Source organism: Paenibacillus wuxiensis, assembly GCF_040195695.1.
GTDB classification, from domain to species: Bacteria; Bacillota; Bacilli; order Paenibacillales; family Paenibacillaceae; genus Paenibacillus_B; species Paenibacillus_B suaedae.
In genome coordinates this window covers 115,754-141,198 of record NZ_JBEFZI010000006.1, presented here as the reverse complement: position 1 = coordinate 141,198, position 25,445 = coordinate 115,754, and the positions used below count along the sequence as shown (strand labels likewise).

Annotated in this window: 23 protein-coding genes and 3 riboswitches; of the genes, 13 read left to right on the top strand and 10 right to left on the bottom strand. The window is 45.8% G+C overall.

The genetic code is table 11. The features are described 5' to 3' along the window. Positions 1 to 98: 98 nt before the first annotated feature. Genes gcvPB through gcvT form a run of 3 tightly spaced genes read right to left on the bottom strand, consistent with a single transcriptional unit; the run spans position 99 to position 4,032 of the window. Positions 99 to 1,556, bottom strand: coding sequence for an aminomethyl-transferring glycine dehydrogenase subunit GcvPB (gene gcvPB / locus ABN764_RS14780; protein WP_446672332.1), 1,458 nt, complete (start codon positions 1,554 to 1,556; stop codon positions 99 to 101). Beyond that, the gene (gene gcvPA, locus ABN764_RS14775) at positions 1,553 to 2,908 is read right to left on the bottom strand and encodes an aminomethyl-transferring glycine dehydrogenase subunit GcvPA (protein ID WP_174809271.1); all 1,356 of its coding nucleotides are present in this window, start codon (positions 2,906 to 2,908) and stop codon (positions 1,553 to 1,555) included. The genes gcvPB and gcvPA overlap by 4 nt, the downstream gene beginning before the upstream one ends. Beyond that, complete coding sequence (gcvT, locus tag ABN764_RS14770) at positions 2,905 to 4,032, bottom strand: glycine cleavage system aminomethyltransferase GcvT (protein WP_021255042.1); 1,128 nt, start codon at positions 4,030 to 4,032, stop codon at positions 2,905 to 2,907. Before gcvT ends, gcvPA begins: the two co-directional genes overlap by 4 nt. A gap of 101 nt (positions 4,033 to 4,133) precedes the next feature. Further along, a riboswitch (glycine riboswitch) is annotated at positions 4,134 to 4,257 on the bottom strand. A 3-nt stretch (positions 4,258 to 4,260) separates the two neighbouring features. Continuing rightward, a riboswitch (glycine riboswitch) is annotated at positions 4,261 to 4,355 on the bottom strand. A gap of 163 nt (positions 4,356 to 4,518) precedes the next feature. After that, a riboswitch (glycine riboswitch) is annotated at positions 4,519 to 4,627 on the top strand. Between the two features lie 193 nt (positions 4,628 to 4,820). On the opposite strand from gcvT, the gene gcvH reads away from it, so the two are divergent. From gcvH to ABN764_RS14750, 4 genes are all read left to right on the top strand, one after another. After that, the gene (gcvH, locus tag ABN764_RS14765; RefSeq protein WP_021255041.1) at positions 4,821 to 5,213 is read left to right on the top strand and encodes a glycine cleavage system protein GcvH; all 393 of its coding nucleotides are present in this window, start codon (positions 4,821 to 4,823) and stop codon (positions 5,211 to 5,213) included. A gap of 228 nt (positions 5,214 to 5,441) precedes the next feature. Beyond that, positions 5,442 to 6,032 (top strand): SMI1/KNR4 family protein, encoded by a 591-nt coding sequence (locus tag ABN764_RS14760; RefSeq protein WP_446672331.1) that lies wholly within the window; start codon positions 5,442 to 5,444, stop codon positions 6,030 to 6,032. Positions 6,033 to 6,570: 538 nt separating this feature from the next. Next, positions 6,571 to 7,404, top strand: a complete 834-nt coding sequence (murI, locus tag ABN764_RS14755) for a glutamate racemase (RefSeq protein WP_021255040.1) — start codon at positions 6,571 to 6,573, stop codon at positions 7,402 to 7,404. After that, the gene (locus tag ABN764_RS14750) at positions 7,364 to 7,957 is read left to right on the top strand and encodes a GNAT family N-acetyltransferase (protein WP_268624820.1); all 594 of its coding nucleotides are present in this window, start codon (positions 7,364 to 7,366) and stop codon (positions 7,955 to 7,957) included. Before murI ends, ABN764_RS14750 begins: the two co-directional genes overlap by 41 nt. Positions 7,958 to 8,077: 120 nt before the next feature. Here ABN764_RS14750 and ABN764_RS14745 read toward each other — a convergent pair whose 3' ends face one another. The 5 genes from ABN764_RS14745 to ABN764_RS14725 all read right to left on the bottom strand — a co-directional run bounded on the left by ABN764_RS14745 (position 8,078) and on the right by ABN764_RS14725 (position 11,881). Beyond that, entirely contained in the window at positions 8,078 to 8,380 is a 303-nt protein-coding gene (locus tag ABN764_RS14745) for a DUF5316 family protein (RefSeq protein ID WP_174810871.1), read from the bottom strand. A 150-nt stretch (positions 8,381 to 8,530) separates the two neighbouring features. Then, a complete protein-coding gene (locus ABN764_RS14740) occupies positions 8,531 to 9,235 on the bottom strand; it encodes a VOC family protein (protein WP_446672330.1) in 705 nt (234 codons plus the stop codon). 33 nt (positions 9,236 to 9,268) lie between these two features. After that, positions 9,269 to 9,649, bottom strand: coding sequence for a MerR family transcriptional regulator (locus ABN764_RS14735; protein WP_446672329.1), 381 nt, complete (start codon positions 9,647 to 9,649; stop codon positions 9,269 to 9,271). A gap of 243 nt (positions 9,650 to 9,892) precedes the next feature. Then, a complete protein-coding gene (locus ABN764_RS14730) occupies positions 9,893 to 10,645 on the bottom strand; it encodes an MBL fold metallo-hydrolase (protein ID WP_446672328.1) in 753 nt (250 codons plus the stop codon). 264 nt (positions 10,646 to 10,909) lie between these two features. After that, complete coding sequence (locus ABN764_RS14725) at positions 10,910 to 11,881, bottom strand: aldo/keto reductase (RefSeq protein ID WP_446672327.1); 972 nt, start codon at positions 11,879 to 11,881, stop codon at positions 10,910 to 10,912. A gap of 221 nt (positions 11,882 to 12,102) precedes the next feature. Here ABN764_RS14725 and pdxR point away from each other — a divergent pair, with 221 nt between their 5' ends. The 4 genes from pdxR (at position 12,103) to ABN764_RS14705 (ending at position 15,371) form a co-directional block, all read left to right on the top strand. Then, a complete protein-coding gene (gene pdxR / locus ABN764_RS14720) occupies positions 12,103 to 13,554 on the top strand; it encodes a MocR-like pyridoxine biosynthesis transcription factor PdxR (protein ID WP_446672326.1) in 1,452 nt (483 codons plus the stop codon). A gap of 3 nt (positions 13,555 to 13,557) precedes the next feature. Continuing rightward, positions 13,558 to 14,493 carry a D-alanine--D-alanine ligase gene (locus ABN764_RS14715; protein ID WP_446672325.1) on the top strand — a complete coding sequence of 312 codons (936 nt, stop codon included), beginning with the start codon at positions 13,558 to 13,560 and terminating at the stop codon, positions 14,491 to 14,493. 92 nt (positions 14,494 to 14,585) lie between these two features. Next, positions 14,586 to 14,759 (top strand): hypothetical protein, encoded by a 174-nt coding sequence (locus ABN764_RS14710; protein ID WP_162833950.1) that lies wholly within the window; start codon positions 14,586 to 14,588, stop codon positions 14,757 to 14,759. Between the two features lie 213 nt (positions 14,760 to 14,972). After that, complete coding sequence (locus ABN764_RS14705; RefSeq protein WP_072730012.1) at positions 14,973 to 15,371, top strand: DivIVA domain-containing protein; 399 nt, start codon at positions 14,973 to 14,975, stop codon at positions 15,369 to 15,371. A 268-nt stretch (positions 15,372 to 15,639) separates the two neighbouring features. Here the strand turns inward: ABN764_RS14705 and ftsW are convergent, their stop codons facing one another. After that, the gene (ftsW, locus tag ABN764_RS14700) at positions 15,640 to 16,806 is read right to left on the bottom strand and encodes a putative lipid II flippase FtsW (protein WP_268624827.1); all 1,167 of its coding nucleotides are present in this window, start codon (positions 16,804 to 16,806) and stop codon (positions 15,640 to 15,642) included. Between the two features lie 344 nt (positions 16,807 to 17,150). Between ftsW and ABN764_RS14695 the strand changes: the two genes are divergently transcribed. From ABN764_RS14695 to ABN764_RS14685, 3 genes are all read left to right on the top strand, one after another. Continuing rightward, positions 17,151 to 20,270 carry a GNAT family N-acetyltransferase gene (locus ABN764_RS14695; RefSeq protein WP_446672324.1) on the top strand — a complete coding sequence of 1,040 codons (3,120 nt, stop codon included), beginning with the start codon at positions 17,151 to 17,153 and terminating at the stop codon, positions 20,268 to 20,270. Then, positions 20,267 to 21,127: an amidohydrolase family protein gene (locus ABN764_RS14690; protein ID WP_174809809.1), complete on the top strand. Its 861-nt coding sequence runs from the start codon at positions 20,267 to 20,269 to the stop codon at positions 21,125 to 21,127. Before ABN764_RS14695 ends, ABN764_RS14690 begins: the two co-directional genes overlap by 4 nt. A 134-nt stretch (positions 21,128 to 21,261) precedes the next feature. Beyond that, positions 21,262 to 21,744 (top strand): hypothetical protein, encoded by a 483-nt coding sequence (locus ABN764_RS14685; protein WP_446672323.1) that lies wholly within the window; start codon positions 21,262 to 21,264, stop codon positions 21,742 to 21,744. Between the two features lie 186 nt (positions 21,745 to 21,930). Here the strand turns inward: ABN764_RS14685 and ABN764_RS14680 are convergent, their stop codons facing one another. Beyond that, positions 21,931 to 22,635, bottom strand: coding sequence for a peptidylprolyl isomerase (locus ABN764_RS14680; RefSeq protein WP_370510427.1), 705 nt, complete (start codon positions 22,633 to 22,635; stop codon positions 21,931 to 21,933). A 308-nt stretch (positions 22,636 to 22,943) separates the two neighbouring features. Between ABN764_RS14680 and ABN764_RS14675 the strand changes: the two genes are divergently transcribed. Next, positions 22,944 to 24,134: a dicarboxylate/amino acid:cation symporter gene (locus tag ABN764_RS14675; RefSeq protein WP_268624832.1), complete on the top strand. Its 1,191-nt coding sequence runs from the start codon at positions 22,944 to 22,946 to the stop codon at positions 24,132 to 24,134. Positions 24,135 to 24,313: 179 nt separating this feature from the next. Further along, on the top strand, positions 24,314 to 25,192 hold the full coding sequence (locus tag ABN764_RS14670; protein ID WP_065291218.1) for a DMT family transporter: 879 nt from the start codon (positions 24,314 to 24,316) through the stop codon (positions 25,190 to 25,192). Positions 25,193 to 25,445: the final 253 nt, after the last annotated feature.

Here is a 25,445-nt window from a genome sequence, read left to right as displayed (position 1 = left end):
GTAAGTTACAATTCGTCCAATAATGAAATGCCCCGAGTGCCGTAACCGAATTGTCGGTAGGCGCTCGGGGCATTTTGCATGTTGCTGCTTATTACAAATTAATTACAAGCACAGTTCAATACAGGCTTCCGTGCGGCCTGGGTTTCATCCAATCGCTTCACATCCGTATAATGCGGTGCATTCAGCAGCAGTTCAGGCTGTTCCTTCGCTTCCTGTGCGATCTGGATCATCACATCGATGAAGCGATCCAGCGTCTGCTTGCTCTCTGTTTCCGTAGGCTCGATCATCATACACTCCTCGACATTGAGCGGGAAGTAGATGGTTGGCGGATGGAAGCCGAAGTCAAGAAGGCGTTTGGCAACATCCAGCGTCCGCACGCCGTACTGCTTCAACCCTTTGCCTGACATCACAAACTCATGCTTGCATACGCCTGGATATGGAATATCGTAATAAGGCGCCAGACGGTGCATCATGTAGTTGGCATTCAGTACCGCGCATTCAGATACACGGCGCAGCCCTTCTGGACCGTAAGTGCGAATATATACATAGGCGCGCAAGAGGATACCGAAGTTACCGTTATAGGCCTTGACTCGTCCAATGGACAGCGGAGAGCCTTGATCGAATTCATATGAACCATCCTCATGCTTCATCACCGTAGGGGAAGGGAGGAATGGAATCAGCTTGCTCTTCACGCCAACAGGGCCAGCACCAGGGCCGCCGCCGCCATGAGGCGTACTCATCGTCTTGTGCAAATTCAAATGGACAACATCAAAGCCCATATCCCCAGGACGCGTAATACCCATAATGGCATTGGAGTTAGCGCCATCATAATAGAGCAATCCGCCAGCTTCATGAACAATGCTCGCGATCTCGACAATATGCTCTTCGAACAATCCGAGCGTGCTCGGGTTCGTGAGCATCAATGCTGCCGTATCAGATCCAACAGCGGCTCTGAGTGCTTCCAGATCAACGAATCCTTGTTCGTTAGACGGTATTGTAATCGTATCTAAGCCAGCTACAGTTGCACTAGCGGGGTTCGTGCCATGAGAGGAATCAGGAACGATTACTTTCGTCCGCTGCTCGCCGCGGCTCTCATGGTAAGCCCGGATCATCATCAACCCCGTCCATTCTCCATGCGCGCCTGCCGCAGGCTGAAGCGTGACTTTATCCATACCAGTCAAGGCAGCTAGATCCTCTTGCAGCGTGTACAGCAGCTCTAGAGCCCCTTGCACCGTGCTTGTAGGCTGATAAGGATGGATTGCTGCGAGACCTGTCAGCCTTGCTGCATCCTCGTTAATTTTCGGATTATATTTCATCGTACAAGAGCCGAGTGGGTAGAAACCATTATCTACGCCGAAGTTGCGGCGTGATAAGGCGGTATAATGTCGAATCACATCAACCTCATACACTTCAGGCAGCTCGGCCTCTTGACTGCGCAGCATCGAAGTTGGGACAAGCTCTTGAATCTCGATTTCTGGAACATCACATTCAGGTAAGGAATAGGCAATACGCCCAGGATGACTCAATTCAAATATTAGTGCTTGTTCCGGTTTCATACGCAGCTCACCTCCAGCAGGTCAATAAATTGTTCGATGTCTGATTTGGATTTTTTCTCCGTGACCGCAATGAGCATATGTCCTTCCAGTTCAGGATAGAAGCGGCCAAGATCCAAGCCGCCAATGAATCCGTTGTCCAGGAGCAGAGACTGCAATCGATCCATGTCAGTATCTTGCGGGAGACGAAGTACGAATTCATTGAAATAAGGCGCCTGGAACGCTAATCCCAGATTGGGCTTGTTATTGATATAAGCAGCTGCATAATGAGACTTCTGTATATTGAGCTTCGATACCTCTTGCATTCCCATCTTGCCCATGACGGACATATAGACGGAAGCAGCAAGAGCAAGAAGTGCTTGGTTCGAGCAGATGTTGGATGTCGCCTTTTCACGACGGATATGCTGTTCTCTCGCTTGGAGTGTAAGAACAAATCCACGCTTGCCATCCAGATCCTTGGTCAAGCCGACAATTCTGCCAGGGATGCGGCGCATATAGGGCTCTGCAACGGCAAAGAAACCGCATGTAGGACCGCCGTAAGATGCTGCAATGCCAAGCGGCTGGGCATCTCCAACACATACATCTACACCTAGTTTGCCAGGACTCTCCAACATAGCAAGACTCAGTGGATTTGTACTCATGATGAGCAGACCTTTATTTGCATGTGCAATAGGTTCAATGGCGCGCACATCTTCAATGCATCCGAAGAAGTTAGGGGACTGAATCAGTACGGCAGCAGTCTCGTCCGTGACAGCACGCTCCAGCTGAGCAAGGTCAGTCACCCCGTCTTGATATCCAATCTCGACCACTTCAACATTAAGTCCTCGAGCCATTGTGCGAACAATCTGTCTCGCTTCTGGATGGACAGTGCTCGAGATGACAAGCTGCTTGCGCTTCGTTGCGCCAACCGCCAGTGCTCCAGCTTCTGCAAGTGCAGTAGCGCCATCATACATGCTGGCATTGGCAACAGCCATACCAGTCAACTCGCATATATAGGATTGAAATTCAAAGATTGCTTGCAATTCACCCTGACTGATTTCAGGCTGATAGGGTGTATAGGCGGTATAGAACTCTGATCTAGAGACTAGATGCTGGATGACTACAGGGATATGATGATCGTATATGCCAGCACCAAGGAAGCTGGTATGGCTCTCACTATTAGCATTGCGGGAGGCCAATTCCTTCATATGCTTCATCATGGCTGCTTCATCTAATGGTTTAGACATTGGCAGTACTCCATTGTAACGAATGGAGGCTGGGATATCGCGGAATAGCTCGTCAATGGAAGTGATGCCGATCTGCTGCAGCATGTCAGCCTGATCTTGTTCCGTCACTGGAATGTAACGATGCTTCATGATGGATTCGCTCCTTTGGCAGGGGTCGGGATTCGTTTATAAAATGGAGTCGAGACGACGCGGGCTTTCAACTGCTTGCCGCGAATTTCGACAAGAATTTCTGTATCCAATTCAGAGAATGCGGATTCAATCAAGGCCAGCCCTAGATTGCGTTTTAATGTCGGCGACTGTGTTCCTGTTGTAACTTCTCCGATCACGCGCCCATCTGCAAGCACTGGATAATGGGAGCGAGGAATGCCTTTGTCGATCATCTCGATGCCGACCAGCTTTCGTGCCGGTCCATCGGTCTTCTGCTTCGTTAATGCTACACGGCCGATGAAGTCGCCCTTATCCAGCTTGACGAATCGTGCTAGTCCTGCCTCAAGCGGCGAGATATCGGCTGTAATTTCTTGTCCATAGAGGGGCAGACGTGCCTCGAAGCGCAAGGTGTCTCTAGCACCAAGCCCTGCTGGGAGCAAGCCGAACGGTTCGCCCGCGCGAATCAGCTCATTCCATACGTGTGCTGCATCCTCTGCGGACAAGTAGAGTTCGAAGCCATCTTCACCGGTATAGCCTGAGCGAGACAGCAATGTTGATACGCCGCAGACTTGTGCATCCGATAGGAAATGGAATGGAGCGAGCGAATCAATAGGTGCCTCAGTTACCGCAGCAAGAATAGCTTGGGCATTCGGCCCTTGAAGGGCAAGCAATGCTGTGCGATTCGATACATTGGTCAAGGTAACGCCATGAATCAGGTGCTTCTGCAGCCATGCGTAGTCTTTATCGATGTTGGAGGCATTAACGACGAGCATGTAACGGTCGCTCTTCATCTGATAAATGAGAATATCATCGACAACTCCTCCGTCAGGGTAGCACATCAGCGTATATTGTGCTTTGCCATCCTCGAGCCGCGATACATCATTTGTTGTCATCTGTTGAAGAAATGTCAGGGAGGCAGGGCCGCTTACGATAAATTCACCCATGTGGGAGACATCGAATAGACCTGCATGTGTACGAACTGCTTCATGCTCTCGCTGAATGCCGATAAATTGAACAGGGAGCTCCCAGCCGCCGAAGTCAATGCAGCGTGCACCCGGATAAGCAGAGTATTGATCAAATATTGGCGTTCTCTTCAATTGACTCATGAATTCACCTCGATACGCGTATTTGGACTAATTATCGGTATACGAACATAAAAAGGACAGCCGAAAGAAAAGTGGATGCATCGCATCCTCTCATTCTCTCGCTCTGTCCTTTGTACCTGAGAGTGTCGCCGATTGTCGCAAACAAATTGTTTGTTTGCGAGTCTACCATCGACTTTCCCCTTGGGTGACTGTATTCGTTTTCATGAATAGCAGTGCTCTCCAGAGGTGCGTCCGGTAAAAGTCCTTTTGCCTGAGAGATTCACCTATTCAGGCTTACTCCTTCGGCGCCGCTATGTCTCAGCAGTCTCTCCCTTTACCATCATTCGCCATTTTCAGCTGTCATCTCTACATTAGTTGAGCTTTCCACACTTTGTCAATTGATATTTTCTTCACAACTGATTTCATAGCTTGTCGTATTGACAATCATGCATATCTTGCAATAATCTAATGGTGTTATAATTACCCAGTTTAATCGTAATTCGCGAACGAGGAAGGTCGGGAGAGTTTGACAATTGCGATTGTCAACACCGAAGGAGCAAGTTGCCAGCCGCCGATTGGCAATGAATCTCTCAGGTTCCATAACCGCCATTCTGACGCAGCTCTGGAGAGTGCATTTTCTATGCCGCCAAAGGGGTAAGTTCAACCGCAGTTGTGGCTGTGGAGGAACGGGAACTCTCAGGTACCGAGGACAGAGAACAAGGCGACAAGGCCGCTTCCTGTCCATTTTTACGATCTCGATTGGATAGACGGCCTGATGAATGACATTATGAATGAAATGGGGCGTTGACATGAGCGAAGTGAAGAATGGATTGTTGTATAGTGAAGAGCATGAATGGGTAGTTGCCATAGAAGGCAATACGGTACGGGTTGGCATTACAGATCATGCACAATCCCAGCTGGGAGACATCGTATTCATTGAATTTCCGCCAGTAGGAACCAGTTTGTCCGCAGGGGACAGCATGGGATCAATTGAATCGGTGAAGACCGTATCTGAGTTGTACTGTCCGGTATCCGGGACAATTACGAAGGTCAATGATGGATTGGAAGCGTCGCCAGAGCTTGTGAACAGCAGCCCCTACGAAGATGGATGGATTGCAGAAGTTGAAGTAGAAGGCAGCGTTGAGGAAGCTGTGAAGCACTTGCTGAATGCAGAGCAGTACACGAAGCTGATAGATGAATAGTTGAAGGAACAATAGGTTGAGAACTAAGAACCTGCTGAACTGGTATCATGCTGGTGCAGCAGGTTTTTTCATTTGCCATGTGTCACAAGAAAATAAAGTTCTAGACTGAGCTCTGATTGAGGTTCTAAGGGTTTCTTCATCAACTTGTAGAATCGTAAAAGTAGACTGGGTGTATTCGTGGAATAATAGGTTCCTTGCGAAGGATAGTTATATTTGGAGGTAAGTAAGGTGTCCCTAATAGATGAATTACGTAAAACAATAGAGGGTTTATTAGCTGGGAAAGTTGTTGACGAAGATATTGAGTATTTTGAAGAGTACAAGAAGATAACCGGAGTAACAGATAAACAATTTGACGATTTTGAAAGAGATTTTAGTATTTCATTACCAACGGATTTTAAGGCGTTTTATAAACTTAAGGATGGCAGCGGCTATCCGCTTAATCTTTTGTATACTTCATATAAAGATAGTTGTATTCCATTTACATTTCTTTCCTTAGACGATATTAGAGATACCAAGAAATTTTTCTGCGATCGCGATCATTTAATGAGTGAATATTACAGCGATGAAGAAATTAGTAAGCTTGATTCTCGTATTAAGCCATATTTATTTAACAAGCAGTGGTTTCCTTTTGCACAGGTTGTAGGAGGGTCATTGTATCTAATGTTAGACTTCGACCCGACAGAACATGGTACAGTTGGGCAAGTTATCTTTTATGTACATGACCCTGATTTTGTTTATTTTATAGCTCCAACATTTTCAGAACTTTTACAAGATACTATTCAAAATCTTGAAGATGATTGGTATGAAGAATGTCTATGAAAAATAACCTCTAAGTCTGATGGTTACAAAAACGTTTCGATTTTCTGGCGAATGTCAATCAATTTACCGTTTGCAGTTTGAATATATTACAACAAATTTTACTGACTTGCGTTTTTACACAGCCTAAAACATTTTCAGGAGTGTTCGGCATTGGCACAGAACCCTCCTGATTTAATTATTTCTGTGTAGCTACAGCTTCTGTCCGCCCACGGCTTCATCGCACTCACACTGGTTTTACGCGACCGCTCCTTGCAGTAAAATGAGTGGCAGTTTGTTTCGTATAACCCTGCCGTTGGTGTTTAGGTATAAAAGTACTATTCATGAATATGGCGAACACGTACATCTTTTATAGAAACGGTTGTTTACATGCTGCAGCCTTCCACGATGACAATTTTGATTAAAGACACTTAGTCAAGCAATTTATTTTCTACTGACACCATGCGACAAATTTTCGATAGGATTCACCGCCGAAAAGGAGTACAATATAAGCATCGACAACTAGATGTTGCAATGTTAATAAGAATGCTAGGTGAATGGAATGACAATCGCTTTTTTTGATTCTGGAATCGGTGGAATAACCGTGTTGGCTGAGGCTATGAAGCAGATGCCGCATGAACAATATTTATTTTATGCAGATACGCTGCATGTTCCATATGGGACGAAATCTCAATCCGAAGTAATGCGCCATGTACATTCAGCTGTGGAAGACATCATGCAGCACAATGTGAAGGCGCTTGTTATTGCGTGCAATACAGCGACAAGCATCGCAGCGTCAGAACTAAGACGGAAGTACGACATTCCGATCATCGGGATGGAGCCAGCAGTCAAGCCTGCCGTGGAAATGAACCGCGACAATGGCAAGCGTGTGCTTGTATTCGCGACAGCGTTAACCTTAAGTCAGAACAAATACCATACATTAGTCAGTCGAATTGACGAAGAACATATTGTGGATTCGATTCCCTTGCCGGAATTGGTAGAGTATTGCGAGCAGTTAAACTTTGATAAGGGAGTGATAGGAGACTACTTCGTGCATAAGCTTGCTGGATTGGATTTGAATCAGTATGGAACGATTGTGTTAGGATGTACGCATTATCCCTATTACAAGCACATATTGAGAGACATTATCCCTGCTCATATCCAGCTTATAGACGGCAGCCATGGCACCGTGCAGCGTCTAGCACAAGTAATGCAGGAAAACCAGCTGAAGCAGTCATCGGATACGTCAGTTCGCCCTTCAATTCAATTTATGTGTTCAAGTCATGAGCAGCAATACATAGACAAGTTACAGACTGCACTCTATACCTATCAGACCTTCGGGGGAATGGATACGAATGAACAATCAATTGTTCGAGCTGGCGGGGAGCAGTGCTAGGCTGATCCCGATGCTTCCTGAACATAAGGAAGATTTATATGAAGCAGCATCTCATCCTGATATTTGGCACTACTTGCCGCGCACCATCCGCAGTCTTACGGATGCAGAACGAGTGATTCATGATGCTGTTCTGAACCGCGAGAAGGGGACTGAGTATCCATTCGTTGTCATTGATCAGCTTACAGAGCGAATTATTGGCGCGACGAGAATAATGAATATGTCTGCCTTGCATCGATATGCCGAGATTGGCGGCACATGGTATCACCCTTCTGTATGGCGTACTCGCATCAATACAGAGTGCAAGTATTTGCTGCTGCAATATTGCTTTGAACAGCTGCATACGATTCGTGTTCAGCTGACGGCAGATGTGCGCAATGAGCGCTCGAATCGCGCCATTCAGCGGTTAGGAGCCGTATACGAAGGGAAATTGCGCCGACATCGGGTGATGGAAGACGGGTATATTCGCGACTCGAATGTGTACAGCATAGTTGATGAGGAATGGCCACAGGTGAAGGAGAGGCTCGAGCAATATTTGCACCAGGTGTATGTGTAGTTATACCGCTATTCAATCGTTCAATTCACAGTTATGTATCTATAATACAAAGAGAGGATGTGCCCGCCAAGTAGATGGGGCTAACATCCTCTCTTCTTATATGATGATTATGCCGCTCGCTTATAGGACAAAAGTAAAGATAATGATGGATGTTACAATACTCGGCAGCCCAATTAAAAACATCGTACCGCTGAATTTAATATTTCTTCGATGGTCTTCTTCCGGAATATGGCCCATATTAAATTTAAGCTTCGTATCATCCGTGAATAGACCCGAGAAAAGGGAACCGACTACCCACAACCCTAAACCTAAATAGCAATTGATGTTGAATAAGGAGCGGAGATCTCCATTTTGCCAAATGTACACATACAATACTGAAAGTACAATGAAAACGAGCCCAATTGCAAGACGTCGTAAGATCATATCATACCTCCTTGAATTCCACTATTAGCCATCATACACCAAATTCAACCTATGTGAAAGTTAGATCAAAATAAATTCGAATAAAATCAATCAAATAAACGAGTATTGAATTTATGATGGCGAACAAGGAGACTTATGAAGCCAGCATCCTTACGAAGTTACTTGTAAACCCTGAGGTGTACACAGAATACGGAATGTATCGCTATCCTTCTTCAAAACAACTGCGTTAAACCCTGATGTTTCATTTGTATCGGTATGATGAAGTGATAGCCAACCACGATCAAGCAAGAATATCCGATCCAGGCTGCCGGAATCTGTTGCAATGGATGCTTGCAGCTGGTAGGCGCTGGAATACACAGTTAGATCCTCTTCAATATTCGTTGTTTGAATTTCGACTCCAGTCAATGTATATGCACTAGGCCAGACACGCGATTGCTCGTACTCGATTAACCACGGCATGTGTGGTCCAATGTAGGCCGTCTGAAAAGAGATGCTGGTTCCGTCTTCTAATGGAGCGAATTGATGGTTAGGTCCTATATAAGGTATTCCTAGACTTCTTGCAGGTTCAATAAATGAAGACAACCCCCCTGTTACTTCTAATGCGACTCCGAAAATCCCTGCACGCTGAGAGGAAAATGCAGCGAATGCTGAGCCCAATGGCGTCTTCTGTGCTTCTTCTAAATCCTCTAAGGCGATGAGTTCAATAAATCCCTCTCTTAAATAGGCAACCTGCCCAATTGTTCCTGGGAACGGAATGACTTGCTTCGAAAATATAATGCCGGTAGTCTCTTGAATAAGATGGACGGCTTGAGACAAATTAGGAACTGCAAGTGTAACATGATCCAAAAACAGCATAGGAAATCCCTCGTTTCTTCTCAAATTACAATATTAATCCTCTGTTATATGTTGCTTCCAATGAGTAACTAGTTTTTCTAGTTGCAGCTCTGCTTCTCGTAATAATTGAATCTGTTCTCTTATCTCCTGAAGTCGTTCTTCATAAAACGCTGCAGCGCATTCAGCTTGATGATTGCTATTATTGCTGTTACGCCCTGGCAACCCTTCACAGTTCTGAATCAGGCGTGCTATCTCATCAGTGCTAACTCCAAGCTTCAAGAATAACTGGATCAGCTGAACGCGCTGGACATCGATGTCTTCGTATATGCGATACCCATTCTCTGAACGAGCGGGGGACAGCAGATGCTTCTGCTCGTAATAACGCAGCGAACGAAGACTGACTCCTGTAAGCTTAGATAATTCACGAATATGCATTGTTGGTACCAACTCCTTCATAATGCGGCCACAAACATAGTGTAAAGGATGACATGATGTGAAGGTCAATACGTAATAATCAACATTTCTATGAGCGAGCAGGAAATGTAAGAGTAGGAACCAGTGAGGTAGAAAAGAATGGTTTTTACATTATCAGATTTGAAAAGTGTATGGTGTGTTGATTTCAAAAGGAAAGAAGAGGGCAGCTAACCACAATAAGATGTTGGTTAGCTGCCCTCTTTATTATGGCTTCGTTATCGACGAATGTAATAGTTGCAGGATCTGATGGTGTATGTTCTGTTCGGACAGACCGCCATGATAACAGATAACTGTGTCAATCGGATATTTGGCCAGCTTGGAGAGAGAGTGAATTGCGCTGTCCATGTCCAGCGTCGCATGCGGGACGGGGCCTTGCAGCATTCCATCGACGCTTATCATCGCGTCGCCGGTTATCAAGATACGGCTGCGCTCCAAATAGATGCTGACATGCCCTGCTGTATGGCCAGGCGTGTGGATAATGTGGATTCCGCCGCAGTAAGGAAGAACTTCATTATCCGTAATCAATCTGGTTACATTCGCTGATGGATGCATGTTACACATGGCCAAGACCTTAGGACGATGTTCTTCTGGCAGCAGCGGCAGAAGCTTCGCCATAGCTTCATGGCTTGTCTTAATGAGTGGAGATTTGCCTTCTATGTAGGGGGCGTCTTCGTGGTGTGCTATCACCTCGAGATGGCCATCCTTGGCTGATACCACATCAGGCAGACTCCCGATATGATCGAGGTCTTGATGGGTAAGCAGGACAGCATGCAATCGATCGAGCGGCACGCCTGCTTCTTGCATCGCATGCTGGATTCGAATCCAATCCCCTGGCATCCCAGTGTCGATTAGTATTGCATCCTCTTCATCCCATATTAGAGTAGGATGAATTGCTACTGGTCCTCCAATGCCTTCAGATTCCAACTCCAACATCATGACTCCTGGTGCAACGATCATAGTATATCCCTCCATCGTGAGTAAGGTTTGCCATTGCGTCTTAGCATAATATGTTTTATCACGGATGGAATTAAATATCAATAGTTAAATAATATATGATAACATATAAATAAATTATTGTCAATATGCATATCGAATCATTTTGTAAATTTGATCATCTTGAATTTACGATATTGAACGAAAAAATCGTATTCAACAGAAGAAAAGCGGCATCCGGATGGATGCCGCTTGATTCAGTCATCTATATCGCTGTGTCAACGATGATTAAGGCAGCATACGGCCTCTCGTGCTGACGTAGAGGGAATACCATTCTTCACGCGACAATGTAATGGAAGGTGCATCCTTGCAAGCGCGGATCCGCTCTGGATTAACAGTACCAATTACGGGCTGAATATGTGCTGGATGTCTCATTAGCCATGCAAGTACAATCGCTTCGCAAGTTGTATTGTATTGAGAAGCTAGCTTCTGAACAAGCTTCGCGGTAGCTTGAACCGATTCGGGTTCATTGTCAAGATTTCGTCCAGAGTACAAGCCTTGCGCCAGCGGTCCCCAAGATTGAATTTGAATGCCATTCATGCGGCAGTATTCGAGCGTTCCATCTGGGAAAGTATCGTCAGCGGCGGCTGCTTGATTCACGTGCACGCCTGCATCCAGCCAGCCATAACGGGCTAAGCTCATTTCCAACTGATTCGCAACGAACGGTTCATTGAAGCATGATTGCAGAAGTCGAATCTGACCTGCACTCATATTGGATACGCCGAAATGACGCACTTTGCCGGATTGCTTCAATTGGTTGAATGCTTCAGCGACTTCTTCCGGTTCCATCAGAGGATCGGGGCGGTGCAGCAGCAATATGTCCAAGTATTCAATACCGAGACGACTAAGAATGCCGTCGACACTCTCTAAGATGTGAGATTTTGAGAAATCATATCTTCCCGGAATATCACCATCAGCGAAACGAATGCCGCATTTGGATTGGATAATAATCTTCTCGCGTAATCCTGGTTGCGCTTTCAGCACGTCGCCAAATACTTGCTCCGCTTTGCCGCGGGAGTAAATATTCGCATGGTCGAACATATTGATGCCAATCTCAAGCGCCGCTTCAATAGCAGCTTCCGCACGCTTCACATGTTCATTTGTATACGGCTCATTATCCCAGCTTCCGCCCATTCCCATGCAGCCAAGCACGATGCGGCTTGCCGGAATTCCACGTTCATTCAATGGTAACGTTGTCACAAGCAATCACTCCAATGTAGTAGTCAATATTAATAGTAATCGTGTTGCTTCCTAGAGCTCGTTCAAATCATATCTGGATGATGCATTACTAGTTTACTACAGCAGAGTGCTAGATTCCACTATCACATCGACTAAGAACCGCATCGGTTGTAAAATAACCTGAATGTGGTTCTTCTCAATTGGAAGGGTTTGTGCCAAGATAAGAAAGGGGAGTTGAGCACATGTTCCAAGATTTTAAGCTGATCCCAGGGAGACCAGCTTATTTGCAAGTTAGAGATTATTTGCGACTGCTCATTAATCGCGGATGGCTAACAGCTGATCAGAAGCTTCCCTCGACAAGGGAGCTTGGCAATGTATGGGGTGTAAGCCGCAACACCGTTATTGCAGCTTATCAAGAACTTGCTGATGAAGGGCTCATCTATTCAATCCCTGGGCAGGGCAGCTATGCTTCACCTGCTGAACGAGCCGATACAATTGTAGCAAATATGGACTGGAACAAGAGAATGAGCGAGAAGGCGCAAACTGCTGAGCGCATGGATGTGATGAAACACGGTGTACGCGGCGAGCGCGGAATGATCTCGTTTATGAGTATTGCGCCAGATGAATCATTATTTCCACTTCAATATGTTAAGCAGGCATTGGTAGACCGTATTGCAGCCGAAGGCGAGATTATGCTGAATTACGGATATGCTCAGGGATATCAGCCGCTAATTGAAGAGTTGAAGCGATATATGGAATCTAAGGGCATTGATATGAAGGGCAAGGATATGCTCATTACGAACGGCTTCACGGAAGGACTCGATATTGTCCTATCTGCTATGGATAAGCGTCATGGGCGTGTCATTTGTGAGAATCCTACCCATCATAGTGCCATTAAATTGTTCAAGATGCATGGACTCAAGATCGAAGGCATTGCGATGGAGCACGATGGGATGAACATGGAACAGGTAACGAACGCCTTAGAGGAACGTTCCTATGATCTGGCATACTTAATCCCATCCTATCAGAATCCTACTGGAGTGGTGATGTCTCCTAACAAGCGGATGACTGCAATACGCTTATTTGCCAAGCACGGCATACCCGTAATCGAAGACGGCTTTAGTGAGGAACTGCGCTATTCAGGTGCGCATGTCGCACCACTTATTGCCTGCGCTGGCGGGGCTAATCATGTTATCTATATTGGGAGTTTCTCTAAAATTCTGTTTCCAGGGATGAGAATCGGCTGGATTATTGCAGATGAGCAGCTCATTTCATATCTCGTTAGTATGAAGAGGGCTCGAACGATCCATACCTCAACATTGGATCAAGCGGTACTCTATCAATATTTACACAATGGGCATTTTGAATCTTATTTGAAAAAAGCCAAATCCGTATATAAACGCAAGTACGAATGGGCTGTACAGTGTTGTGAACAACATATTCCACTCCGCAGATTATGGGGCGATGGTGGACTCCACTTATTTATTGAACTGGAGCCTTCGGTTAATGTTGAGGATGTACTTATGAAGTGCCGTGAACAGGGCGTTCTATTTACACCTGGAAGCCGATTCTACACAGATGGAGGAGGCGCCAACACATTCCGAATTGGATTTTCACGCGTATCGAAGCCAGACATCGAGCGAGGGACTCGAATCATAGGGAACGTAATAAAGCAAATCATCCAGGGGGGATAACAGATGAAGGTTGGTATCATTATGGGGGGCGTGTCTACAGAACGGGACGTCTCGCTTATGACAGGTCAGGAAATGATGAAACACCTAACTGGCAAATATGAGGCGGTACCTATTGTATTGAACAGCAAGGCAGAGCTGATTGACAAGGTATCAGGGATTGATATCGCGCTCCTCGCGTTGCATGGGGCGTTCGGAGAAGACGGCACCATTCAAGGAACACTTGATACGCTCGGGATTCCGTATACTGGGGGTGGGATATTATCAAGCAGTTTATGTATGAATAAGCTGCTGACGAAGAAGCTGGTGAAGTTTGAAGGCTTCGCAACAGCGGATTGGCTTATGCTGCGATCGAATTCCGCCTATGATATCGATCGGATTGAGGCAGACCTAGGTTATCCGCTCGTCATTAAGCCAAACGCAGGCGGATCCAGCATCGGTGTACAGTTGGTGCACAATCGTGATGCGCTTGTCGCGGCCTTAGAGGAAGCGTTCCAATATGATTCGGAAGTGCTGATTGAGCAATATATTCAAGGCGAAGAGATCACATGCTCCATATTAGATGGAGCAATGCTGCCGATTCTATCGATTAAGCCGAAGGGGGAATTTTTCGATTATACCTCCAAGTATGAAGATGGTGGTGCGGACGAGGTAGTTATCGAGCTGCCGGAGCAAGTGATGCAGCAGGTTAGCCGGACTGCTCTTGGCGTATATGAAGCTGCGCAATGCAGTGTATACGCTCGTATTGATATGATTTTACATCAAGGAACTCCGTACGTGATTGAAGTCAATACGCTTCCTGGGTTGACGAAAAACAGCTTATTGCCTAAAAGTGCACAAGCAGCGGGGATATCGTACGGTGAGCTGCTTCATCGTATTATCGAAATCTCACTGCAAGAACGGACTTATATAAACGGGAATGCTGCTGTAGTGAATTCCTAATCCACTACGAACAATGTGATGGATAGGTATGGAAATGCATGTTCATGCACATAATAACCTTCGATCCTAGGTTAGGGAAAGGAGGGGCAGCAATGAACAACAAGCAATCTCATGATGATCAAGTTGCTACAAAAGCAGAGGTTCAATCCACGAAGCTGAATAAGCTTCCTGTTCCTGAGCAGGCCAATAATGTAGAGTTTAGTGCAGAAGCTTTCGAACAAGCGGGAGCGAACCGTTCCGCAGCTAAGGACAACGATACCGTGTAATCGTGTAGGCACCTTGCCTCAGTCTTATCATACAAGACTGGGGCATTTTCCGATTTGACGCAGGCTAAGAAGGATTTTTCTTGCCATTTACTTACAGGTTACAAGGAAACACTTGAAATGTTCGGTTAGTGCTGATAGTGTGTTCTTTAGATAAAATCGATCGCAACTTGGAATAGGAAGGCGATCCGGTTGGCATGGAACGGAGGAACAGAGATGGAAGAGAATAAGAACGATCAATATGATCATCAGAAGGAATTGTTTGAGCAGCTAGGAATTACGCTGGATGCATTCACCATTCATCAGAAGGATTTTCAGATTAAATTCCGTGGATATGATCCCGATGAAGTAGACGCATTCTTGGATGATATTATTAAGGATTACAGCCAATTCTATGCGGTAATCTCTGATCTGTTGGAGAAATACAAGGAATTGAAGCTGCAAGAACGAGCAAATAAGATCTCAATGATGCATCGTGAACGTGAAGAAATCGTAAATACGGAGCCGTCTGTGGATGTTAAATTCATTGAGGAAATTGTTCGTAAAATGGAGCAAAATATTACGGAACTGAAATATCGTATGACCATTGGTCAGGATTCGAACAAAGAAATGTAAACAGACTAGGCGATGCACGGCTGCATGTTGTACCGCAAGTCGAATACATAAAGATACCCGCGGAGTCGCGGGTTTTTTGGCATGTTCTAAAGTTCGTGTTCTTATCCGGTAAGTCTCTGCGTGCTTCATAGTAATACAGCAGTGTGCCGCAATATCATAATGGCGTGCTAAATTGATTCGATTCAGATAAGTGATAGCCGCTTTCAGATTTCTGGCAGCTGCTTTTACTTAGAACGAGAGCGATCGATACCAACAGCTAATGACATAGTTAATGCGCTCCAATCTTTCTTTCATGAGTATACCTCGTTTTCCTTTTTATATTTTTACTTTCAGCCTGTTGAGTCTCATAGGTGTAGCGAGAGATGTTCAGCAGCATGCCAACCGAAGTCATACACACAATCAGGGAAGAGCCTCCATAGCTGATGAAGGGAAGCGGGATACCTGTAATCGGCAGAAATCCAGTGGCAGCACCTATGTTCATCACAAGTTGGATGCCTATCATAGAAATAATCCCCGTACCAAGGATTAGTCCGAACGGTTCATTGCAACGCAAGGCTACAAGCAGTCCACGAGCCAGGAAGAGGAAGTAGAGCAAGAGAAAACAGATTGTACCTGATAACCCCCATTCTTCCGCAATGATGGAGAAAATGAAATCTGTGTGTGCCTCTGGCAGGTAAGACATCTTCTGTATGCTCTGCCCAAATCCAGTCCCAGCAATCCCGCCATGGGATACAGCATATAATGATTGAATCAGCTGATAGCCGCTTCCATCAGGATCGTTCCACGGATTCATAAAGGAAGTAATCCGCTTCAACCGATAGCTTTTGAACACGGCGAGGAATATGATAATGGGCGCCAGTCCTAGCAGGATGGAACGAAGATGGGACAGCTTTGCACCACCGACATAGATGAGAACCCCGGTTACAATGATGATAAGCAGGGAAGAGCCGAAATCCGGCTGTTTCAATATTAATAAGGCGATGCAGCCAACCACGAATAGGAGTGGAAGCAGCCCGAGCTTGAAGCTGCGAATCTTGTCTCCCTTGCGGGCAATGAGAATAGATGCATATAGCAGCACAAATAATTTGATGAACTCCGTCGGTTGTATGGTGAAGCCGCCTATCATAAGCCAGCGCCTTGCACCATTTACATCCTTGCCAATGAGTAGGACGAGCAGTAAGGTGGCAATGGAGCCGAAGACAAGCAGGACAGATAGCTTCTTGAGTTTTGGGTAGGGGATGCACATAAACAGCAGCATAAGAACGAATCCCACACAGGCAAATCCGAGCTGGCGATCAATGAAATACCAAGGTTGTTTATAATATTGCAACGCGGTATATGAGCTTGCGCTAAATGTCATCATGATTCCGAAGCTTACCAATAAGACAGTTAGCAGCAGTAGGAGAAAGTCCGGTCTTGTTCTCCGTATTTTCATACTAGTTCCACATCCAATCTACCTAAGACGCTATGTACTGTGATTAAGAACGTATATTCTAGATCTACAAATTGAAAATCCCTCTATATACGCTAGAGGGGGATTCAATTATGCATTCGAAGCTAAAATTCCAATATATGGACATATGAACAATCATATCGTAGCTGTTCACGATTGAGCTTGTCAACTAGATTTTGGACTGTTTTACGAGGGAGAACGTGATTTCGAAAGTGTATTTCAAATGTAACATTTATCCACTGATATGATGATATAATCAACAGTGGTGATGTCATATAATGGCATCTCTACTAGCTCTAGTTGAAGTAATCTTGGGAGGTTGCGGTATGATTCGTACAATCCAAATTGAGAAGTATCGACCCGAATTGGCAGCAGCGATCGCCGACATGTGGAATGATAGTCATGAATCATTCGGCGGCGGAAATTCAAGGATGACGGCACAGCAAGTGCGGCAGAGGGAGGAGAGTGCGGATACTCTAGCCTTATACTTAGCGCTAGACGGCGAACGGGTCGTAGGCTTTTGCAAAATATGCGAGTATCGGGAAGACACGGGCGCACTGTATGTGCATTTATTAAATGTCCATCCCGACTATCATGGGCAGAAGATTGGCAAGCAGCTCTTACTTCAAGTCATTGATGACACGATTACATTAGGATGGCCAAGATTGGATTTGTACACGTGGCAAAGCAATACGAAGGCGGTTCCTTTATATAAAAAATGCGGGTTCTTCTGGGAGGATCGGGATGAAACGACACATCTCATGAACTTTATCCCAACGGTAGTCCGCACAGAAGCATTGGCATCTCATTTTGAGTATTTTGATTGGTATCAGGATTCCGTGAGAGAAATCACCCTCGCACCAGACGGCATCAAGCAAAATGGGTTCGACTATTATCGGTATGAGTGGGAGAAGTCCGGCAAGAAACTGAGAGTGGAATTTGAACGAAGAGGACGCGGTATGAGGCAGATTGATACGGATGATTATATATTGACGGCCGAGATCGCGCAGCCGGATCTGATTTGCGGAAGAACCTACTCGATTCACTACCATCTCGTAAATAAGTCAGGGAAACCTCTTCATATCGAACTTCAAGGGAAGAGTGATCGCAATATTCATTTTGATTGGCAGTCATCAATTGATGTAATTGGAGAAGCAACCCTCCAGGCAGAATTCAATGTTCAGCAATTGCAGGAGGAAATCAGCCAGTGGAGAACGACTCCAACTGTATGTACAGAGCTGTTGATCAATGGGAAATCCGCACAGTTCCGAGTCGGTGTTGTTCCGAAACAGCCCGCTGCTGTGGAATTGAGGCTTCCTGATCTCGGCGCCTTCCATAGGAAGCAAGGCGTTGCCTATCTTGACATCGCAAGTCACCTGGCAGAGTCAGCGACGTTCCGCTTCATGCTCCCTTCTCAAGATCAGATCGATTGGGAGCACAGCCAGTTCGAAATTCAGATCGAGCCGCTCTCCTGCAAGTCCATTCCACTCCGGTATCAAGTTCTTCAATTCGGTTATTACCAAACCGAGCTTCTTATACAAGTTGAGACAGGGTCTGGAGAATCATTGTCATTCCTTCCGTTAATCAGTGCGTCATTCCCAGGGATAGGTGCAGCTTACGGGGGGCGTTGCAACTCAGGATGGCAGATTGGACATGGAAAATATGCAGTATCTCTCATGAAGGAGCATAACGACACAACGCTTAGCTGCGTCGGAATGGACAAGCACATGAGTCTCTTATTTCCGAAACTAGGCAAGCCATTTTCGGATGAGTTCTCCAAGGCAGCGCCTAGTCATGTGTCTTTTGCAAAAGAAGAGAACGGAGCCATGGTGAAGGAAGTGCATTACCGCTCCTCAGCTTTCCCGGGCGTCTTATTGAAAGTAATGACTCGGCTTCATGGTGATGGCATCGTTGAACGCTGGTTCGAAGCAACGAATGAAGGGGATAAGCCGCTGCTTGAAGATTTATGGATATCCCAATCCGTTCGTCATGATCTCTACCGTGCAATCATTCCTTATGCGGGTCAGTTTGTAGAAATGAATGATTCTATCGGAAGTGAATATGAGTTCTGGGATAGCAACCTAATAACGGAACGTTGGTTATTCAGCCGCGGAGACGAGCTGCCGATCGGGATAAGCTGGGGTAAGAAATACGAATTGAAGTTTCAAGGCTGGTATATGGATTTGGATACGAATATAGGGATGCTTGATGCTTGGAAGACAGTGAAGAGTGAACCCATATTCATTTCACTGGGAAGCTTTGTGGATTGGAAGGCCTTCCGTGCTTGTACCATGCAGGAGGGATGGGATGAGCATATCGAACTTACCCCTCAGACGCATCTGCAGACAGTCGACCGGAATCCGTTCGTGAAGGGCGAACCTACCATGATCTTGGAGGATCGAAAACAAAGCATATGGAGTGGCAATGTGCAGATGTCATACCGCTATTCGGCAGAGATTGAAGCCCAGTGCTCCATAACGCCTGAAGAAGAGGTGACGCAAGCAAGCGTGACGTTGCGCCCACTACTTCAATCGATTGATGTTGTTGATGCTCACACATGCTTGGATGTAGAGCTAGGGCAGTATCATTCAGCAATCTTCCGTCAGTTATCGAGCCCGATTGATTGCACCGAGACGGTGGATTCGGAGTATACCGTATACACGGTTGATAACGGAGTTATTCGGATGAAAGCGGCACCTGACTATTATTCTTCTCTGTTCTCGCTCGAAGTTGAAGGGGAAGAATGGTTAATGAGTAATTTCCCGGATCGGGACGTTAAGTCATGGTGGAATCCATTTGTCGGTGGGCTTTATTCCAGCCTCGATCAGCTTACGATGCTGTCAGCCTTAAAACAAGAACGGTCTGCACAATTTGTTAAGCTGTTTGATCAGCATCGTAATGAATGGCAGGGAATTCGGGTTGATCTTCATATTCGTGAGCATGAAAAGTATAAAGGAATTCGATTGAGCAATTATTATTTACTGTTGCCAGGTGTACCAGTATTATGCCATTTCACGGATGTGCATCAAGCTTCTCAAGCTTATTTGAATGATCGATTGGAGCAAGAAATGTTCATTTATAACGGGGAACCTGAGCAAAATAGCTGGCTCGAAGCGTATTCTTCGAACGGAAAGCCAATCGCTTTCCCTCAAGGTAAGGGAGTTGTCGATGTTTACGAAAATTCTGATTATCGATTCGGTTCCAGCGATAAGACAGCCATTATGCACATCGTGACAGATCATACGATTTCTCGCTCGAGCGTGTATGCCAATAAAGAAGTGACACATACAAATGTGATTCACAAGCTGCACATCCCGAACGGTCATACTCAGCGTACTTCTCCCGTTATGCTGATGTTCTCGATGGAAAGAATCGAACCGGAGGCGTTAACCGATCTTCGTGCTATTCGTTTTCCGCAATCTGAGCCGGAGGTGGTCAAGGGGTGAAAATCATTGATGCCCATATGCACCTGTCCCGAATCGAGGAGTTCCAGCGTACGGCAGACGAATTATCCAAGGTAGAATACAGTGTGAAGGGGCTTCTGCAAGAATACGCACAGCATGGTGTTGTCTTCGGTATCGGAATGGGGCTGGCAGAGACGAAAGCAGAGGGATTCCCTGATGCTGAGGCCCATAACCCGATGGTACTTGATCTTGTGGATGTGCTCCCTCCTTCGATTGCTTATTGTATTGGAATCAATCCCTATCAATGCGATGAAGAGGCATGGGCACGGATAGAGCTCGAACTGCAGAAGCCGCAAGCAGTGGGATTGAAATTATATCTTGGCTATTATCCATTCTATGCATTCGACAGTGTCTATGATCGGGTATATGAGTTGGCTGCCAAGTACGAGGTTCCGGTTGTATTCCACTGTGGAGATACGTATTCAGAACGGGGGCTGCTGAAATACGCCCATCCGTTAACGATTGATGAAGTGGCCGTGAAGCATCGTGATGTGACGATGATGATGGCACACTTCGGTGATCCATGGGTACTGGACGGAGCAGAAGTCGTATATAAGAATCGAAACGTGTATGCAGATCTGTCGGGGCTGCTTGTGGGAGATTCAAGGCGATTTGCGCGATTGGACGAGGAGTCGCCATTATTTTTTCAGCATTTGCGCCACGCCATCGTGTATTGTGACCGCTATGATAAGCTGCTCTTCGGAACAGATTGGCCACTTGCACCGATTGGAACCTACATTGACTTTGTGAAAACGGTCATTCCGGAGCGTCATCATGAGGAAGTATTTTATCATAACGCCTTGCAAGTATTTCCTAAGATCAGACCCCTAGTTGGGTGATGGCACAAAAATACGAATAAAGAGATAGATACCTATACGAGCTGTTGCGGGAGTGCATAGATTATCTTGTAAGGCTTCCGCTCTACCAAGAGTGGAATCACCCATACAAGCAGAGGTAAAGGATGGTCGTCATCATGAGAACGTCTCGACGCAAAGGCTCGAAACCCAAGCACAAGCTGTCCGCCTCGCCTAGAGCAGCCTCACGATCTATCAGCAAGCCGGGCAGAACGAAAGCATCTGCGCCTTACATGAATCAAAATGTAATGGGGCTAACAACCCCAACGGATCCCTCTGCATCCAATGCAGTTGCGAATCAAGAAGCTGCAGACAACGCAGGCGGTGGTTCTTACACTTCATTGAACAGACAATATGGAATCGATGACCTGATGAATACGTTCGGCAAAATTCAGAAGATGTTCGGCATGTTCCAGCAAGCACGATCCATGTACAGCACTTTTCAGTCATTAATGGGCCCAATTGCGCTCACAAAAGGAAATCGTGCAAAAGCAGGAGGTCGCCGTCATTCTGGAAAGCCAGTACGCAAGTCACAGCCGTCGATCCAATCTCGTTCATCTCGCAGCAATGCCAGCAAAGGACAACGGGGCGCACGGAAGTAGTGCAGCCCCTGACTCCTTACAACGTTCCTTAGGCTGCGAAATCACCTTAAGCCGATAAATAGAGTGCTCACCAGCACATCAGCATGATTACGTGATTCCCATTGATGGGTTATATAAAATAGAACAGGGACAAAAGAAGGAGCCAGCCTTCTATTGTCCCTGTAATCAAATATATTAGCTTATGAGTTAGCTTTGAATTTTTTCAGGCTCCGGATACGTGATGCCGAATGTATTTACAGTAACCTTTTTCATTTTTTGGTCTTTCTCCGGCTTGTCGTTAGCCCCGGTTGGTACATTCACGATCGCTTGCGCGATTTCCATCCCTTTGATCACTTTGCCAAAGGCCGCGTAATCCCCATCCAAGTGTGGTGCGTCTGCTACCATGATGAAGAATTGGGATCCTGCTGAATTCGGATCCTGAGAGCGTGCCATTGATAATACGCCTTCCGTATGCTTCAGGTCATTCTCTACTCCATTGTTCGCAAATTCTCCCTTAATGCCATAACCAGGCCCGCCAATGCCGATGCCTTGAGGATCTCCGCCTTGAATCATAAATCCTGGAATAACACGATGGAAGATCGTCCCGTCATAAAATCCTTTGTTCACGAGAGAAATAAAGTTGTTTACGGTGTTCGGAGCTTTGTCAGGATACAGCTCAATCTCAATGCTGTCTCCGCTTTCCATTTCGATCGTGACAATCGGATTTTTGGAATCGGAAGTCTTTTTGCTATCGCTGTTATCTTTCGGAGCCTCCTTGTTCGTCTCTTGACCAGACTTGGTTGTGTCTGCCGCTCCATTTTGCCCAGTACTTGGCTTGCTGCCGCAACCAGCCGCGATAAGCAGTACGACTAGCATGAGCGTGAAGAATGTAATGGATTTTGTGCGATTCAAAAATATTTCCTCCTTGTCCTTGCTGCAGCAACGCTGCAGTTGTCTCTCTATCACATTACCACATATGAGCAGCGAAGCATAATCTTGAAATGATCGTATCGCCAAGTTAATGAGAATGCTTGAATCAGTTATCATGGATTCAAGGGGACGAGTACATCCTATAGTTGAGCAATGAATCCCTCAATTTGTCAGTGTTGTTCTCTTTCGTTGTATGCTAATATGGACAATGTGTTCAAGAAGAATACATATGTATACTGTGTGAGGACATATATATTGATTTGTTTGCGTGCACTGGAGGGGAGTACTTCATGAGAAAACTAGGATTATTACCGCGTATTATTATCGCAATCCTGCTCGGTACTGGAGCGGGACTAATTATGCCAGATTGGTTTATAAGAATATTTGCTACGTTTAATCATTTATTCGGGCAATTTTTGAGCTTTCTCATACCGTTAATCATTCTTGGCTTTATTATCCCAGGCATTGGAGAGTTGGGGAGGGGAGCTGGCAAGCTTCTTGGCATAACGGCATTGATTGTATATGTATCCACGGTATTGTCTGGCATGCTGGCATACGGCGTCGCCAAGACAACATTCCCGTGGCTGCTGTCTGGAGCATCTGGCCTTCGGGCGAGCAATCCAGAAGAGATGCTGCTAACAAGTTACTTCAAATTGGACATGCCACCGGTATTCGACATTATGACTGCTCTGCTGCTATCCTTCGTGATCGGTGTCGGCATTACGTTTGTGAAGTCAAATGTCTTGCTTACCGCATCGTTGGAGTTCAAGGAGATTGTAGGCAAGGTAATCAATGCGATATTGATTCCACTATTGCCGTTCCACATTGCGGGGATCTTTATGAACATGACACAAGCAGGCGAGGTTGCATTCATTCTGCAAGTGTTCCTTAAAGTTTTCCTTGTCATATTAGTGCTGCATGCTGTGGTCATTGTTGGACAGTATACGATCGCGGGCATATTGAACAAGCGCAACCCAATCTCGATGCTGCGCACGATGCTCCCGGCGTATTTAACAGCGCTAGGGACGCAGTCTTCTTCGGCAACGATACCCGTGACCATGTCTCAAGTGAAGAAGCTTGGTACCGATGAAGAAGTATCAAACTTCGTGGTACCGTTATGTGCAACGATTCATATTACTGGCTCAACGGTTACGATTACTTCCGTAGCAAGTGCGATCATGTACATTAATGGCGCGCCATTATCGGTAAGCACAATGATGCCGTTCATCTTCATGTTAGGCATATCGATGATTGCAGCACCAAGTGTTCCTGGCGGCGGCGTCATGGCGGCAACCGGATTGTTCCAATCCATGCTCGGCTTCGATGAAGCAATGATTAGTCTTGCCATTGCACTGTATATTGCACAGGACAGCTTCGGTACGGCTGCTAATGTAACTGGTGATGGCGCGATTGCCCAAATCATTCATTCGATTAAGAACAAGTGGCAGGGGAAGACAAGGGCGGTAAAAGCATCTGAATAACAGAGATAGGTTGATTATAGGGAAGGGATAGGCGATGCACAGCTTGTCCCTTCTTTTTATATATGTTACATGTGGTAAAATGTAGAAGGGTAGTAAGGCTGCGTTCTATGAAATTCATTCACCAGGTGAGGTACATTAAGGAGGTTGTCATCGTCTTGAAATGGAATAACTCGCTGCCAATGATGAAAATGATCATATCCATGTGCATCTTTGGCTCTATCGGATTTTTCTCCGAGCATACTGGATTACCGTCAATGGAGCTTGTCTTCATACGATGCATTTGCGCAACATTATTTCTGGGAATTTGCTGGGCGGCTTCAGGCCAATACCGGCGTGAACAGTGGAGCAAACGGGAATTGCTGCAAACGATAGCTTGCGGTGTATTTCTTGTGGGCAATTGGGTGTTCTTGTTCAAGTCCTTCGAGTGGATGTCGATTACGATTGCGATATCGATATATCATTTGGCTCCGGTCATTGTCGTGCTAGTTGGAAGTATCTTATTCAAGGAAAAATTAACGGTCTGGTCTATTTTATCTGTGGGGATATGCTTCGTCGGTACTGTTCTTGTTATCGGTATCGAAGGAGGCGCAAGCATGGACGAGCTGTTCACATCAGGGGTAGTGTGGGCATTCATGGCAGCTGTGTTTTATGCAATGACCACATTGTTAGGCAAGGGTGTTGTTCAACTAAGTGGGTATGCGATTACGATTGTGCAGACGAGCCTCGGGATCGTATTGCTGCTGCCATTCGTTGATATGTCGTCTTATGGTGCATTAACATGGAGCAATTGGTTCGCAATTGTAGCGACTGGGTTCATTCATACCGGATTTGTATATTTATTGTTTTTTGACAGTTTAAGAGAGCTGCCTACACGAGTCATTTCAGTACTCGTATTTCTCGATCCCGCCGTGGCAATTTTACTGGATACGTGGATCACTGGATTTCGGCCGACAGGGATGCAGATAGGGGGAATCGTTCTCATCTTTGCAGGTATGGCATGTGCAATGATAAAACCTAAAGCCAAAGCGAGGCTTAGCTATGATGGAACGCAGCATTGAATACATGACAATATCCATTTTGCAGCGATCATGCAGTGATCACCGCAGGAAAGAAGTATATAGCACGATCATGGATGAATGACGGTTCCTTTATGAATGAATCCATATAAACAGCTTGTCAGATGTTAGAAATTCTTGGACAGAAGGACAAGATGAACGAATCTACGAAGACGGTAGCGAGAGCATTGTTCGCCATACCGGGCGGGTGTGCTCAAGGGCAATATATCGCACAGGCATTATTTGAATCCTAATA

Bases quoted from the DNA above. Each gene is read 5' to 3' on its own strand.
- gcvPB (WP_446672332.1), bottom strand. From the start codon at position 1,556: ATGAAACCGGAACAAGCACTAATATTTGAATTGAGTCATCCTGGGCGT.
- gcvPA (WP_174809271.1), bottom strand. From the start codon at position 2,908: ATGAAGCATCGTTACATTCCAGTGACGGAACAAGATCAGGCTGACATG.
- gcvT (WP_021255042.1), bottom strand. From the start codon at position 4,032: ATGAGTCAATTGAAGAGAACGCCAATATTTGATCAATACTCTGCTTAT.
- gcvH (WP_021255041.1), top strand. From the start codon at position 4,821: ATGAGCGAAGTGAAGAATGGATTGTTGTATAGTGAAGAGCATGAATGG.
- murI (WP_021255040.1), top strand. From the start codon at position 6,571: ATGACAATCGCTTTTTTTGATTCTGGAATCGGTGGAATAACCGTGTTG.
- ABN764_RS14750 (WP_268624820.1), top strand. From the start codon at position 7,364: ATGAACAATCAATTGTTCGAGCTGGCGGGGAGCAGTGCTAGGCTGATC.
- ABN764_RS14745 (WP_174810871.1), bottom strand. From the start codon at position 8,380: ATGATCTTACGACGTCTTGCAATTGGGCTCGTTTTCATTGTACTTTCA.
- ABN764_RS14740 (WP_446672330.1), bottom strand. From the start codon at position 9,235: ATGCTGTTTTTGGATCATGTTACACTTGCAGTTCCTAATTTGTCTCAA.
- ABN764_RS14735 (WP_446672329.1), bottom strand. From the start codon at position 9,649: ATGCATATTCGTGAATTATCTAAGCTTACAGGAGTCAGTCTTCGTTCG.
- ABN764_RS14730 (WP_446672328.1), bottom strand. From the start codon at position 10,645: ATGATCGTTGCACCAGGAGTCATGATGTTGGAGTTGGAATCTGAAGGC.
- pdxR (WP_446672326.1), top strand. From the start codon at position 12,103: ATGTTCCAAGATTTTAAGCTGATCCCAGGGAGACCAGCTTATTTGCAA.
- ABN764_RS14715 (WP_446672325.1), top strand. From the start codon at position 13,558: ATGAAGGTTGGTATCATTATGGGGGGCGTGTCTACAGAACGGGACGTC.
- ABN764_RS14710 (WP_162833950.1), top strand. From the start codon at position 14,586: ATGAACAACAAGCAATCTCATGATGATCAAGTTGCTACAAAAGCAGAG.
- ABN764_RS14705 (WP_072730012.1), top strand. From the start codon at position 14,973: ATGGAAGAGAATAAGAACGATCAATATGATCATCAGAAGGAATTGTTT.
- ftsW (WP_268624827.1), bottom strand. From the start codon at position 16,806: ATGAAAATACGGAGAACAAGACCGGACTTTCTCCTACTGCTGCTAACT.
- ABN764_RS14695 (WP_446672324.1), top strand. From the start codon at position 17,151: ATGATTCGTACAATCCAAATTGAGAAGTATCGACCCGAATTGGCAGCA.
- ABN764_RS14685 (WP_446672323.1), top strand. From the start codon at position 21,262: ATGAGAACGTCTCGACGCAAAGGCTCGAAACCCAAGCACAAGCTGTCC.
- ABN764_RS14675 (WP_268624832.1), top strand. From the start codon at position 22,944: ATGAGAAAACTAGGATTATTACCGCGTATTATTATCGCAATCCTGCTC.
- ABN764_RS14670 (WP_065291218.1), top strand. From the start codon at position 24,314: ATGATGAAAATGATCATATCCATGTGCATCTTTGGCTCTATCGGATTT.